The sequence below is a fragment of the Sutcliffiella rhizosphaerae genome (assembly GCF_917563925.1).
Classification (GTDB): domain Bacteria; phylum Bacillota; class Bacilli; order Bacillales; family Bacillaceae_I; genus Sutcliffiella_A; species Sutcliffiella_A rhizosphaerae.
The window spans coordinates 92,824-105,952 of sequence record NZ_CAKJTJ010000012.1 but is presented as its reverse complement, the minus strand read 5'-3'; the positions used below and the strand labels follow the sequence as shown (position 1 = coordinate 105,952).

12 protein-coding genes are annotated in these 13,129 nt (G+C 37.5%); all 12 read left to right on the top strand.

The features are described 5' to 3' along the window. The first annotated feature begins 313 nt into the window (after nucleotides 1–313). Nucleotides 314–712: a thioesterase family protein gene (locus tag LRP81_RS12395; RefSeq protein WP_230501592.1), complete on the top strand. Its 399-nt coding sequence runs from the start codon at nucleotides 314–316 to the stop codon at nucleotides 710–712. A 23-nt stretch (nucleotides 713–735) separates the two neighbouring features. After that, nucleotides 736–1,872, top strand: a complete 1,137-nt coding sequence (locus LRP81_RS12390; protein ID WP_230501599.1) for a Leu/Phe/Val dehydrogenase — start codon at nucleotides 736–738, stop codon at nucleotides 1,870–1,872. A gap of 16 nt (nucleotides 1,873–1,888) precedes the next feature. Beyond that, on the top strand, nucleotides 1,889–2,953 hold the full coding sequence (gene pdhA, locus LRP81_RS12385) for a pyruvate dehydrogenase (acetyl-transferring) E1 component subunit alpha (RefSeq protein ID WP_230501591.1): 1,065 nt from the start codon (nucleotides 1,889–1,891) through the stop codon (nucleotides 2,951–2,953). Beyond that, complete coding sequence (locus tag LRP81_RS12380) at nucleotides 2,953–3,948, top strand: alpha-ketoacid dehydrogenase subunit beta (RefSeq protein WP_230501590.1); 996 nt, start codon at nucleotides 2,953–2,955, stop codon at nucleotides 3,946–3,948. The genes pdhA and LRP81_RS12380 overlap by 1 nt, the downstream gene beginning before the upstream one ends. Before the next feature lie 16 nt (nucleotides 3,949–3,964). Then, nucleotides 3,965–5,203 (top strand): dihydrolipoamide acetyltransferase family protein, encoded by a 1,239-nt coding sequence (locus LRP81_RS12375; protein ID WP_230501598.1) that lies wholly within the window; start codon nucleotides 3,965–3,967, stop codon nucleotides 5,201–5,203. Further along, nucleotides 5,203–6,624 carry a dihydrolipoyl dehydrogenase family protein gene (locus LRP81_RS12370; protein ID WP_230501589.1) on the top strand — a complete coding sequence of 474 codons (1,422 nt, stop codon included), beginning with the start codon at nucleotides 5,203–5,205 and terminating at the stop codon, nucleotides 6,622–6,624. The genes LRP81_RS12375 and LRP81_RS12370 overlap by 1 nt, the downstream gene beginning before the upstream one ends. A gap of 121 nt (nucleotides 6,625–6,745) precedes the next feature. Beyond that, entirely contained in the window at nucleotides 6,746–7,864 is a 1,119-nt protein-coding gene (hppD, locus tag LRP81_RS12365; RefSeq protein WP_230501588.1) for a 4-hydroxyphenylpyruvate dioxygenase, read from the top strand. A gap of 246 nt (nucleotides 7,865–8,110) precedes the next feature. Continuing rightward, entirely contained in the window at nucleotides 8,111–9,220 is a 1,110-nt protein-coding gene (gene hisC / locus LRP81_RS12360) for a histidinol-phosphate transaminase (protein ID WP_230501587.1), read from the top strand. Continuing rightward, nucleotides 9,217–9,825, top strand: a complete 609-nt coding sequence (locus tag LRP81_RS12355; protein WP_230501586.1) for a flavin reductase family protein — start codon at nucleotides 9,217–9,219, stop codon at nucleotides 9,823–9,825. The genes hisC and LRP81_RS12355 overlap by 4 nt, the downstream gene beginning before the upstream one ends. Nucleotides 9,826–9,843: 18 nt before the next feature. Further along, nucleotides 9,844–10,755, top strand: a complete 912-nt coding sequence (locus tag LRP81_RS12350; RefSeq protein ID WP_230501585.1) for a fumarylacetoacetate hydrolase family protein — start codon at nucleotides 9,844–9,846, stop codon at nucleotides 10,753–10,755. A 10-nt stretch (nucleotides 10,756–10,765) separates the two neighbouring features. Continuing rightward, on the top strand, nucleotides 10,766–11,917 hold the full coding sequence (locus LRP81_RS12345; protein WP_230501584.1) for a homogentisate 1,2-dioxygenase: 1,152 nt from the start codon (nucleotides 10,766–10,768) through the stop codon (nucleotides 11,915–11,917). Between the two features lie 363 nt (nucleotides 11,918–12,280). Continuing rightward, a complete protein-coding gene (locus LRP81_RS12340) occupies nucleotides 12,281–13,087 on the top strand; it encodes a CAP domain-containing protein (RefSeq protein ID WP_230501583.1) in 807 nt (268 codons plus the stop codon). The last annotated feature ends 42 nt before the right edge of the window (nucleotides 13,088–13,129 follow it).

The following is a 13,129-nucleotide window of genomic DNA, read 5'->3' as shown; positions in this document are numbered from 1 at the left end:
GGCTCGCGGGTCACCCGCGGAAAGCGAAGTCTTGCACGGAAATCAATAGCGGTATTTATTGTCGGCCATTATATTGTTCGTCTTTTTGTTTGTGTTCTTTAGTTTTGTCCCAGCCTCTTTTTTATTAGCTAGAGCCAATAAGAAAATAATATTACAGATTGGAACATCATTATATTCCTGTTGTAGCTAATCAAGACGAATGTGCTTTTCTTACTTTTATGATAATTTATAAAATTTCCACAATTTGTTGACGCTTTATTTAACGAAATGTTATGATATCGTTGAATAAACGTTATACGTTTGGGGTGAGAAAATGAAGACTGGTATGAGAGTAGGTTTAAAGCATTCCATTCAAATAACTGTTACCGAAGAAATGTTTGCCCAATTTGAAGGTGAAGTTGTACATCCTGTCTATTCAACTGTTTCAATGGTATATCACATGGAATGGGTTTCAAGACAAATATTATTGCCTTATCTAGAACAGTATGAAGAAGGAATGGGAGCCGAAGTATCAGTGAAACATCTTGCTCCAGTGACAGAAGGAAATGTAATCAGGTTTGATGCAGAGGTTATTTATGAAAAGAATAATTATCTCATTACAAATGTAGATGCGTTGGTAAATGATTCCCTGATTGGTAAAGGGGAAGTCGTTCAGATTGTATTACCAAAAAGTAAAATAAATTCATTGATAGCTAATAAGAATAATAGATAAAAAGGATGATAAGGATGACAAATATGAAAACGCTTACTTCTGAAGTTGGGGGAATGGAAATGTTTGAAAAAATTCAACAACATCAACAAGTGGTATTTTGCAATGATCCGGATACAGGCTTAAAGGCCATTATTGCCATACATAATACTACACTTGGCCCAGCGCTTGGGGGATGCCGGATGCAGCCTTATCATTCGGTAGACGCTGCCCTTTATGATGTACTTCGTCTTTCCAAAGGGATGACATACAAATGTGCTGCAGCAGATGTAGATTTTGGAGGTGGAAAAGCAGTAATTATTGGAGATCCACGCAAAGATAAAACACCAGAGCTTTTTCGTGCATTCGGGCAATTTGTTGAATCATTAAATGGCCGTTTTTATACAGGAACAGATATGGGTACTTCACCTGAGGATTTTGTTCATGCTCTTAAGGAAACCAATTGTATTGTGGGAGTGGATGAAGTGTACGGTGGAAGTGGGGATTCCTCGGTTCCAACTGCCCAAGGGGTTATTTATGGAATAGAGGCTACTAACTTAACATTATGGGGCTCAAAGCACCTTTTTGGAAAAAGCTATGCCATTCAAGGTTTAGGAAAAGTAGGATCAAAAGTTGCTGAACAGCTCCTTCATGCTGGTGCAGATTTATACGTAACAGATATTAATGAAGAAGCGATTCAACAGCTAACACAAAAAGCAAAAGAAATTGGAGCAACGGTAAAAGCCGTTAGTGGTGAAGAGATTTATTCTGTACCAGCTGATGTGTTCGTTCCCTGTGCATTAGGAGGAATCCTTAACGATCATACAGTAGAACAATTAAAAGTAAAGGCTGTTGTGGGATCGGCAAATAATCAATTGCTCGAAAATCATCATTGTGCATTGCTTCAGGAAAAAGGGATTCTTTACGCACCAGATTATATTGTTAATGCAGGTGGATTAATTCAAGTAGCAGATGAATTGTATGAACCGAATAAAGAAAGAGTTCTAAGAAAAACGATGGCAATCTATAATACTCTGATGGATGTTTATAAAGAAGCTGAAAAAATGACGATTACGACTGTGGAAGCGGCAAATAATTTCTGTGAACAACGACTTGTAGATAGAAGTCGACGCAACAGCTTTTTTACGCATGCTAAACGCCCAAAATGGTCTGTAAGAATATAATGTAGGAGGAAATGCGATGATAGATCAATTTCCTATTAAGCAAATAATCGATAATCAAGGCAATTTAACGGACAAAACATTCGAATCCAAAATAACAGAAAAACTCGCGACAACAATGTATAAGCATATGTTACGAATTCGAACCTTTGATAAAAAAGCTATTAGTCTCCAAAGACAGGGCAGAATCGGCACATATGCCCCCTATGAAGGACAGGAAGCATCGCAGGTAGGAAGCGCCATCGCCTTAAATGATGAAGATTGGATGTTTCCTTCCTATCGTGATCACGGTGCAACAATGACATTTGGTCACTCCCTACTTCATATTCTTCTATTTTGGAATGGCAGAAACGAAGGGTGTGTTCCAGCAAATGGAAAAAGAGTATTTCCACCAGGAATTCCAATTGCAACACAGTTGCCACACGCGGTAGGAGCTGCATACGCAGAAAAAAGAAAAGGAACGAAAAACGCTAGCATTGTTTACTTCGGAGATGGAGCTACATCTGAGGGTGACTTCCATGAAGGCCTGAACTTTGCAAGTATTCTGAAAGCACCAGTAGTATTTTTAAATCAAAATAATCAGTTTGCTATTTCTGTTCCATTATTTAAGCAGATGAATACAAAAACTATTGCACAAAAAGGACTTGCCTATGACATTCCAAGCATCCGTATTGATGGGAATGATGTTTTCGCAGTTTATTTTTATACAATGAATGCACTGGAAACTGCCAGGAATGGTGAGGGACCTACTTTGATTGAAGCAGTTACATGGAGATATGGTGCCCATACAACTGCAGATGATCCATCAAAGTATCGAGATCAAACAGAAAGTGAAAAACGAAGAGAAAGCGACCCTATTCTCAGGATGGAACGCTTTTTGAAAAATAAAGGTTGGTTCGATGAGGATAAGAGAGATAACATCCTACAAGAACTTTCGATGGAAATTGATAAATCGATTGAAGAAATGGAGAAATACCCTAAAGCAAACCCTTCTGATATGTTCGACTATGTATTTGAAAAGCCAACACGAGGAATTGAACAACAAAAATCAGAACTTCTGCAAGTATTGAGGGGGGAAGTGTAATGAAAACAGCGTTGAAAACGAAAACGCTCACGATGGTCCAGGCCATAACAGACGGTTTAGATACAATGCTACTTCAAGATGAACAGGTCATTTTAATGGGAGAAGATATTGGAGTAAACGGTGGTGTCTTTCGGGCAACTGATGGACTTCAAGAAAAATATGGTGAGCAAAGAGTGCTTGATACTCCATTAAGTGAAGCGGGATTCATAGGGGCAGCTATAGGAATGGCGATAAATGGATTTAAGCCAGTGACAGAAATCCAGTTCCTCGGTTTCATCTATCCTGCATATGAACAGATTATGACCCATGCTTCAAGAATCAGGGCAAGAACGATGGGTCATTATACAGTCCCAATGGTTATTCGTGCACCATATGGGGCAGGGGTTAGGGCACCAGAAATACATTCAGATAGTACAGAAGCCATTTTTACACATATGCCTGGTATTAAAGTGGTTTGTCCTTCCAATCCTTATGATGCAAAAGGGTTATTGATTGCTGCAATTGAAGATCCTGACCCAGTTCTTTTTCTTGAGCCGATGAGGTGTTATCGGTCAATCAGAGATGAAGTACCTGAAGGAAAGTATACAGTCGACATTGGAAAAGCAAAGCTTTGTCGGGAAGGAAATGATGTAACGGTAATAGCATGGGGAGCAATGGTTCCAGTGGCCATGCAAGCCGCAAAGGAACTAAGCACTAATGACATTATGTGTGATGTAATTGATCTTCGCAGCCTTTACCCAATTGATGCGGATATGATTGCACAATCGGTTCAGAAAACAGGAAGAACTGTCATCATTCACGAAGCACATGCTGCAACAAGTGTTAGTGGAGATATTATGGCAATCATTAATGAGACTTCCTTTTTATATCAAAAAGCACCAATTGAAAGAGTAACTGGGTTTGATGTTCCAGTACCATATTTCGGTTTTGAGGATTTTTACCTACCTAGCAAGCAAAGAGTCATAGCTGCAGTAAATAAAGTGATGACGTTTTAGGAGGGATGAATACATGATGGAAGTTAAACTTCATGATATAGGGGAAGGAATGACACAGGCTGATGTGCTGTCCCTTTTTGTCAAGGCAGGTGATAAGGTAAAACCAGATCAACCACTTGTGGAAGTTCAGACAGATAAAATGACCGCAGAAATTCCTGCACCTTTCGCGGGTGTGATAAAAGAAATAAAAGTAGATGTGGGACAAACCATTTCTGTTGGTACAACAATCTTCCTTCTTGAAAGCGAGACAAAGGCAACCAACATTTCATATTCAGAAAATGTAGAGAAAACAAACTTTCCTCTTCTGAAAAAAGGGCTAACAAACACTGAACAAATACAAAAAAAGACTGCATTTCGTATTATGGCGGCACCTTATACAAGAAAAATTGCGAGGGAAGCCGGTGTTAATATTGAAGAAATTAATGGTACTGGTTCAGGTGGACGAATTACAGACGAAGATGTATTACGCTTTATTAAAAGAACCGATGAAATAGTGGACAAACAAGAAACTCATCATGAGGATTACAACTCTAAAAACATTAGAGGTAATCCAGCACCAATTGAAAATACTATCCCTTTTAAAGGAAGAAGAAAACAGATTGCACATAAGATGTCCCAGTCTCTTCTAACTATTCCGCACTGTACTCATTTTGAGGAAGTAGATGTAACGGAAATTATAAATATGCGCGAAAGTTGGAAAAAAAATAACCAGAGTATATCGGCATCCGCAATTTTCGTTAAAGCCATTTCCACAACACTGAAAGAATTCCCGATGTTTAATGCAAGATTAAATGAAAAAGAGGAGACGATCGAACTAATTGAGGAGCATCATATAGGAATTGCAACAAATACAGATCTAGGTTTAATCGTCCCTGTTATAAAAAACGTGGAAAAGAAATCCCTTAAAGAGATACATGCTAATTTGAAAGACTTAACAGCCAAAGCCCAAACGAACACACTTTCAATCCAAGAGATCAAAGGTAGTAGCTTTACCATTAGTAATGTTGGTCCTTTAGGAGGAAGTATCGGTGCTACACCAATAATAAATCAACCAGAAGTAGCCTTGATTTCTTTTCATAAGACAAAGAAGCGCCCTGTTGTAAATGACAACGATGAAATAGTAGTTCGTTCGATGATGAATATCTCTATGTCTTTTGATCACCGAGTAGTAGATGGAGCAACAGCGGTCTCGTTTACTAACCGGCTGACAGAACTTCTTGAACAACCGAATTTATTAATGATGGAGTTGGTTTAATGGTAGTAGGAGAACTAACCCAAGAACGGGATGTCGTCATAATCGGTGGAGGCCCCGGTGGATATCATGCAGCAATTCGCGCTGCACAACTTGGTCGCCAAGTTACGTTAATCGAAAAAAATGAACTTGGTGGAATTTGTTTAAATGAAGGATGTATACCATCTAAAATACATACTGCAGCAGCACAACAATTCAACCAACTAACGTCTTATGACACTTTCGGTTTGAATACGTCAGATGTAACATTCAATCTAGCACTGTTGCAAGAAAATAAAAGAAAAACAGTCCACAACCTTAAACAAGGAATCAATGCCCTATGTAAAGCAAATAAAGTAGAGATAGTAACAGGAGAAGCTTCATTCATTTCTGAAAAAAAAATCGGTGTTGAAAATGGGCATCAATATGACACATACACATTCAATCACGCTATTATTGCAACCGGAGCTCCTAGAAAACTAATTTTGGATGTACAAGATAAGGCATTGACACCTATAACAATTTGGAAGTTAGATGATATACCGCAAGAGCTAGTCCTTTATGGCAGTAATGACATAACACTTGAAATTGCTACAACATTTAATCGTCTTGGGGCTTACGTGACCTTAATTATTCCACCAGATAAAGAATTATTTTCTTTTGATCCTTCCATTAATAAAGAACTACAAAGACAATTGAAGAAACAAAAAATAAAAATTGTAAAAGTTACAGAAGCTCCCAAAGCATATTACGATCAAAATCAATGGGAGGTAGTATTTTCAGATAAGACACTTAGTGCTACACATTTCTATGTAGAAGATGAGAGAGTGCCAATTACCAATACGGTCGGGATAGACCGTTCGGGGGTTGTTGTAGATGAAGAAGGTTTTATTATAACTAACAAACAATGTATGACAAACATCTCAAATATATATGCTGTCGGTGATATCACATCAGGATCTGGACTTGCGATAAAAGCAATTAAACAAGCAAAAGTAGCTGCAGAAAATATCGCAGGGGGACAAACAGAATATGATATTACTTTTTTACCTACTGTTATTCAAACCATACCACCAATCGCTACAGTAGGATTAACAGAAACAGAAGCTATTGAAAAGGGATATAAGGTCAAAGTAGGAGAAAGCTTTTTTCAAACTAATGGATATGCTACCATACTGTCCCAAAAAGATGGTCTTGTCAAAACCATAACAGATATAGAAACAGAACAATTGCTTGGAATGCACATCATCGGTTCACAAGCGGTGGAGTTAATCAGTACTGGAGTTGTGACATTAGAAATGGTAGGAAGATTAGAAGATTTACTTTTCCCAACTTATCCCCATCCAAGTGTAAATGAAGTGATGTTAGAAGCAGTGGAAGATGTCACAGGAGTTGCTATTCATAAAATGCCAAAACCACGTAAACAAAAAATCCCGACTAACTGATATTACTCTGTTACTGGAAAGCATTTTAGCTTTAAATGGGACTCTTGCAAATAATAAATTGAATGAATTATATTGAATTCAGAATACTATAATTTTTTAAAATATTGGAGGTTACTTACAAATGAAACTTGATAAGACAATGCAACCAAATGAGCAAATGGAAGAAGTTTTTCCGGTTAAGGATGTTGATTATTTAGAGATTTATACTGGTAATGCAAAGCAATCTGCTCATTTTTTTGCGACCACTTTCGGTTTTGAACCAATTGCATACTCTGGTCTTGAGACAGGAAACAGGGAATCTGTTTCCTATGTATTAAAGCAACGAAATGTTCGACTTGTCATTACAGGCTCCCTAAAGGAAGAAACGAAAATTTCTGAATTTGTAAAAAAGCATGGTGATGGTGTCAAAGACATCGCTTTAGTTGTGGAAGATGTTGAAAGTGCTTACAACGGAGCTGTTGAAAGAGGAGCAATAGCGATATCTCCTCCTCAAGAAAGCACTGATGAGCACGGTTCAGTAAAAAAAGCAGTAATCGGTACTTATGGTGACACGATTCATACTTTGGTAGAACGCAGTAATTATAAAGGAGTGTTCATGCCTGGATTTAAAGAATATAAAAATTCTACGCCAGTAAAAGATGCTGGAATTATCGGTATTGATCATGTAGTTGGTAATGTGGAACAGATGGAAGAATGGGTGGAATATTACGAAAAAGTAATGGGTTTTAAAGAAATGACTCACTTTACAGATAAAGACATCAATACAGAGTATTCGGCGTTAATGTCCAAAGTAATGCACAATGGGGGCAGAATAAAATTCCCAATTAATGAACCTGCTGAAGGAAAAAGAAAGTCACAAATCCAAGAGTACTTAGAGTTCTATAACGGCCCTGGAGTGCAACATATTGCCATACTTACTGAAGACATTGTTCAAACGGTTAGCGCATTAAAAGAAAATGGTGTAGAGTTCTTAAGCACCCCTGATACATATTATGAGATGTTATCAGAACGTGTTGGGGAAATTGATGAGGAAATTGCAAGGCTTCGTGAATTAAGTATTTTAGTAGATAGGGACGATGAGGGCTATTTGCTGCAAATCTTCACTAAACCAATTGTAGATCGTCCGACACTATTTATTGAAGTCATACAACGTAAAGGTGCAAAAGGTTTTGGAGAAGGAAACTTTAAGGCGTTATTTGAATCCATTGAGAGAGAACAAGAGTTAAGAGGAAATTTATAAGTAAAAGCTAAGCCTTCCCTTTCCTCGATTCATAAGTCGATTCGTCAAGAAGGTATAAAACCTATTCGTCGATTCGGCTTATGTTTGTAAGGGGCTGAAAAAGGCGAGTAGGCTTTTCTTATATAACTAGCTTAAGCGCTTAGCCCTCGAGGTCATAAATCGATTCACCGAGAAGGAGAAAGCCAACCTTTTTGTCGAGGCTGACTATGGTGTTTGCGCTTTTCATAATTGGGGGGGGTTATCAATATGGCAGTTAAAGTGAAAAGTCGAGAAGTTCTTCAGAGTATTACTGCCTATCCACTCGGAAAAAGCATTCTTGATATTCAAAAGGAACTTGGGTTACCAATGGTAAGAAACATGTCAGAAATTGAAAACGTATTTGGTTGTTCACCTCTAGTTAAAGAACAGTTAAAAAAAAGCCTGAATCAACTTTTCCATTACCCTGATGGATCTTCTGCAAACTTGACTCTAAAACTTTCAGAATTTTTGGGAGTTGACCAAAATCAACTTTTTATCGGGAACGGTTCTGATGAAATTATCAGGCTGTTGTTAAGGGCATTTTTAAACCATAGAGAAGAGGCGATAATGGCTGATATCACTTTCCCTAGATATCGGACAAATGTAGCGATTGAAGGTGGTGTACCAATTTTAGTTCCGCTAGAGAGTGGGGTACATAATCTTTCTGCTATGTATGATGCGATAAACAGAAAAACAAAAATGGTCTTTGTATGTAATCCTAATAATCCTACTGGAACCATTGTCCCTAAAAGTGACCTTATAGCCTTTATTGATAAGGTGCCCGAAAATATCTTGATCATATTAGATGAGGCATATTATGAATATGCTACAAGTGAAGAATATCTCCAATCCATTTCCTTACTTGAAAAATACCATAACCTTGTTATTTTACGGACATTTTCAAAAGTATACGGACTTGCGGGACTAAGAGTAGGTTATGGAATTATGAATTCATTTATTACAAGCGAACTCACAAAAGTGAAAGAAGTATTTAATGTCAATCAGCTTGGTCAAACTGCAGCGGTAGTGGCTTTAGATGATCAAGGTTTCCGTGAAGATTGTATTCGTCAAAATGAAGAAGGAAAGGCATTTTTGGAAAAGGCACTTCATAGCCTAGGTTTTTCCTACTTTCCGACTCAATCAAATTTTATGATGATACATGTAAATATAGATGGAAATGAACTTGCAGAAGCTCTTTTAAACAAAGGAATTATCGTGAAATCAGGGAAGCCATTAGGATATCCAGAGAGCATCCGGGTAACAATCAGTTCAATGGATGACAACCGGCATTTCATTGAAGCATTAAAAATGGCCGTAAAGGAGTGTGTGCAACCTTGAATGTGAATCCAAGTAGTTTACCTTGGAAGGATGCCTATAAGCTAATGATTGGCTCTATATTGCCAAGGCCAATTGCAATGGTTTCTTCTATTAATAAGGATGGAATAACAAATATAGCACCATTTAGCTTTTTTACTGCGATTAGTGCAGATCCTATGTTAGTTTGTTTCTCTCCTATGAGAAAAGGAAATGATGGATCGAAAAAAGATACTCTAATTAATATAGAAGAAACAAATGAATTCGTCATAAATATTGTAAGTGAAGAAATGGTAGAAAAGATGAACATAACTGCAACCGATTTCCCTCAAGAAATAGATGAATTTGAACAATCAGGCTTTACAAAAATACCTAGTCAAACCATAGCGCCACCAAGAGTAAAAGAAAGCCTCGTTCAATTAGAATGCAGTCTGCACCAAGTGTTACATTTTGGCGATGTAGCAGGAGCAGGGAGTCTAGTAATCGGAAAAGTAGCAATGATTCATGTAGCAGATGAACTTTATTATGAAGGTAAAATAGATACAACAAAACTAAATCCTGTTGGAAGAATGGCTGGGAACATATATACAAGAGCCATTTCAGATACTTTTGAGCTTAAAAGGAAATAAGGAATGCGGGGATAAACAATGAAGTATGTCACATTTAAAAAGAAGTCGGGAGAGATTCGTGCAGGATTGTTAAATGATGACTGTATAATCGATTTATTTGAGGCATCAGAAGGACTTTTGCCCACTAGTTTGTTAGCAATTATTGAGGAATACGACAAATATCAAACAAAAACTAATGCACTAATAAAAAAGAATCCAACCATTGGTGTCTATCAGAGGGAGGCTGTCACCCTTCTTGCCCCATTACCTAGACCTATAAGTATTAGGGACTTCTATGCATTCGAGGAACATGTAAAAACCTCAAGAGGCCGTAGAGGGTTAGATATAGTTCCAGAATGGTATGAGATTCCCGTATTTTATTTTACGAATCACCTTGCTGTAAAAGGGACTGGAGAATCAATCGAAGCACCACCAAATTGTGAATGGCTTGATTTTGAACTGGAGATTGCATGCATTATTGGAAAAGAAGGGAAAGATATAAAATCAGAAGATGCGCATAAATATATTTTTGGATATTGCATCATGAATGATTGGAGTGCAAGAGATCTACAAGCAAAAGAAATGAAGGTCGGGTTAGGACCGTCAAAAGGAAAAGATTTTGCAACCACACTTGGACCATATATTGTAACGAAGGATGAATTAGAGAAATTCAAAACAGAATCTGGTTATAACTTAATAATGACTGCCAAAGTAAATGGAAGACAATTGTCTGAAGGAAATTTTGAATCTATTTATTACTCTTTTGAAAAAATGATTGAACATGCTTCAACAGGAGTTACTTTATATCCAGGAGAGGTTATAGGATCGGGAACTGTCGGAACAGGATGCATCTTAGAGCTTGGCACTGATGTACATCGCTGGCTCCAGTCAGGGGATGAAGTGGAGTTGGCCATTAATGGGTTAGGAAAAATTACAAACACAATTAAATAGGGGGGATACCATGTATTATCGACAAATGGGGCGCATTCCTCATAAACGTCATACAATGTTTAAAAAAGAAGATGGTACCTTATTTCGAGAGCAAGTAATGGGTACAAAAGGTTTCTCCGGAACACAGTCCATCCTATATCATTACTACCTTCCAACTGAAGTGGTAAAATCGGAAGTGATTGGAAGCTACTTACCAGAATACGAAGAGCAAGGTGCATTGAATCACCGGCATCTTCTAACAACCTCAATAGACGTAAAAGGAAACGCACTGGATGCCAGGGAATACCTTCTTGGAAATGACGACTTATTAATTGGAACAGCACTTGTTACAGAATCCATGAACAATTACTACCGTAATGGGGATGGAGATGAACTTCTATTTATTCATTACGGTTCTGGTAAAGTGGAGACAATGTTTGGAACCATTACGTATAGGCAGGGAGATTACATAACGATCCCTATTGGAACGATATATCGGGTTATTCCAACAGATGAAACAAAAATGCTTTTTGTGGAATCATTTAGCCAATTAACTACTCCTAGAAGATACCGAAATGAATACGGTCAAATGCTTGAACATAGTCCATTTTGTGAACGTGACTTTAGAGGACCTGAAACATTGGAGGCTTTTAATGAAAAAGGTGAATATGAAGTAATTACTAAAACAAGAGGTTACTTACATTCCCATATACTTGGACATCATCCACTCGATGTCGTAGGGTGGGATGGTTACCTTTACCCGTGGGTATTTAATATAGAGGACTTCGAACCGATAACAGGAAGGGTGCATCAGCCGCCCCCTGTACATCAAACATTTGAAGGGCATAATTTTGTCATTTGCTCCTTCGTGCCAAGGCTTTATGATTATCATCCAGAAGCAATTCCGGCTCCTTATTATCATAGCAATGTAAACAGCGATGAACTGCTTTATTATGTAGCAGGAAATTTTATGAGTAGAAAAGGAATAAAAGAAGGGTCCATTACACTTCATCCTTCAGGTATTCCACACGGTCCACATCCTGGAACGACTGAAGCTAGTATCGGTAAAAAAGAAACGTTAGAACTTGCCGTAATGATTGATACGTTCAGACCTCTAAAAGTAGTGAAAAAAGCACGGGAAGTGGAAGATAAGAATTATATGTTTACATGGATAGAAAAATGAAGAACAAAAAAGCTCTTTTACAATGACGTAAAGTGATTGTATAAGAGCTTTTCTTTATAATTGATTTTTAGGTGAAATGTTTGTAATGGAAAATGTGGATTTTGTAATATTTTAGGCGGTTTAAAAACCTGTCAATACTATTTTTTTAGTATAATTTATACGAGCTTCTTGATTATGGTAAAAAAGTCATAAATCCTATCTGTAAATGAATAAAGAAAACCCTTGGTAGGTCTAAAGTTGGGATTTTTTTGAATTATGAAAGGTGTAAATTCAATATTTTTCCAGGAATATTACATAAAACTCGTGTTATGATTTTCGTGTAGCAACGAGCAACACAAAAACTTTCAAGGGGGAAATACACCTATGAAATTCAATAAGAAAACATTAATTACTGCTGTTACTACTGCAGCTGTACTAACAGCAGCACCATTCGGATTAACTGCAAAAGCAGAATCCAACGCACCAGCAAAACCAACTTGTGACTTATCTAATGTCACATCATTTAATGCAAAAGTATTTAATAACCAAGACGATGCAAAAGCATTCTTGGATAGCTATATAAAAGACTTAGAAAATAAACTTGGTGTGAAAATTCAAATGAACGGTGCTCCATCTGCAGAAAAAGCACAACCTAAAGCAGAGGAGAAAGCTGCCGCACCAGCACCTAAACAAGAACCTAAACAAGAGGCTGCTGCACCAGCACCAAAAAAGGAAGCTCCAGCTCAACAACAAGCTCCAAAACAAACTACAGAACAACCGAAGCAATCTGCAAATGAGCAGGCAGCAGGTCAAGTTAGTGAGTTTGAAAAGAAAGTTGTTGAACTTACAAACGCAGAGCGAGCAAAACAAGGATTATCACCACTTAAATTAGACACTGAGCTTAGCAAAGTAGCAAAAGAGAAATCTAAAGACATGCAGAAGAATAAATACTTCTCTCATAATAGCCCAACTTACGGATCTCCGTTTGACATGATGAAGCAATATGGAATTAACTATCGCACAGCAGGTGAAAATATTGCACAAGGTCAAAGAAGTCCTGAAGAAGTTGTAAATGCTTGGATGAACTCTGAAGGTCACCGTGCTAATATTATGAATGGAAACTATACTCATATTGGAGTAGGTCACGTAGAACAAGGTAACTATTGGACTCAAATGTTCATCGGAAAATAATAATAAAGAATGACAAAAAGACAGCCACTCGTGCTGTCTTTT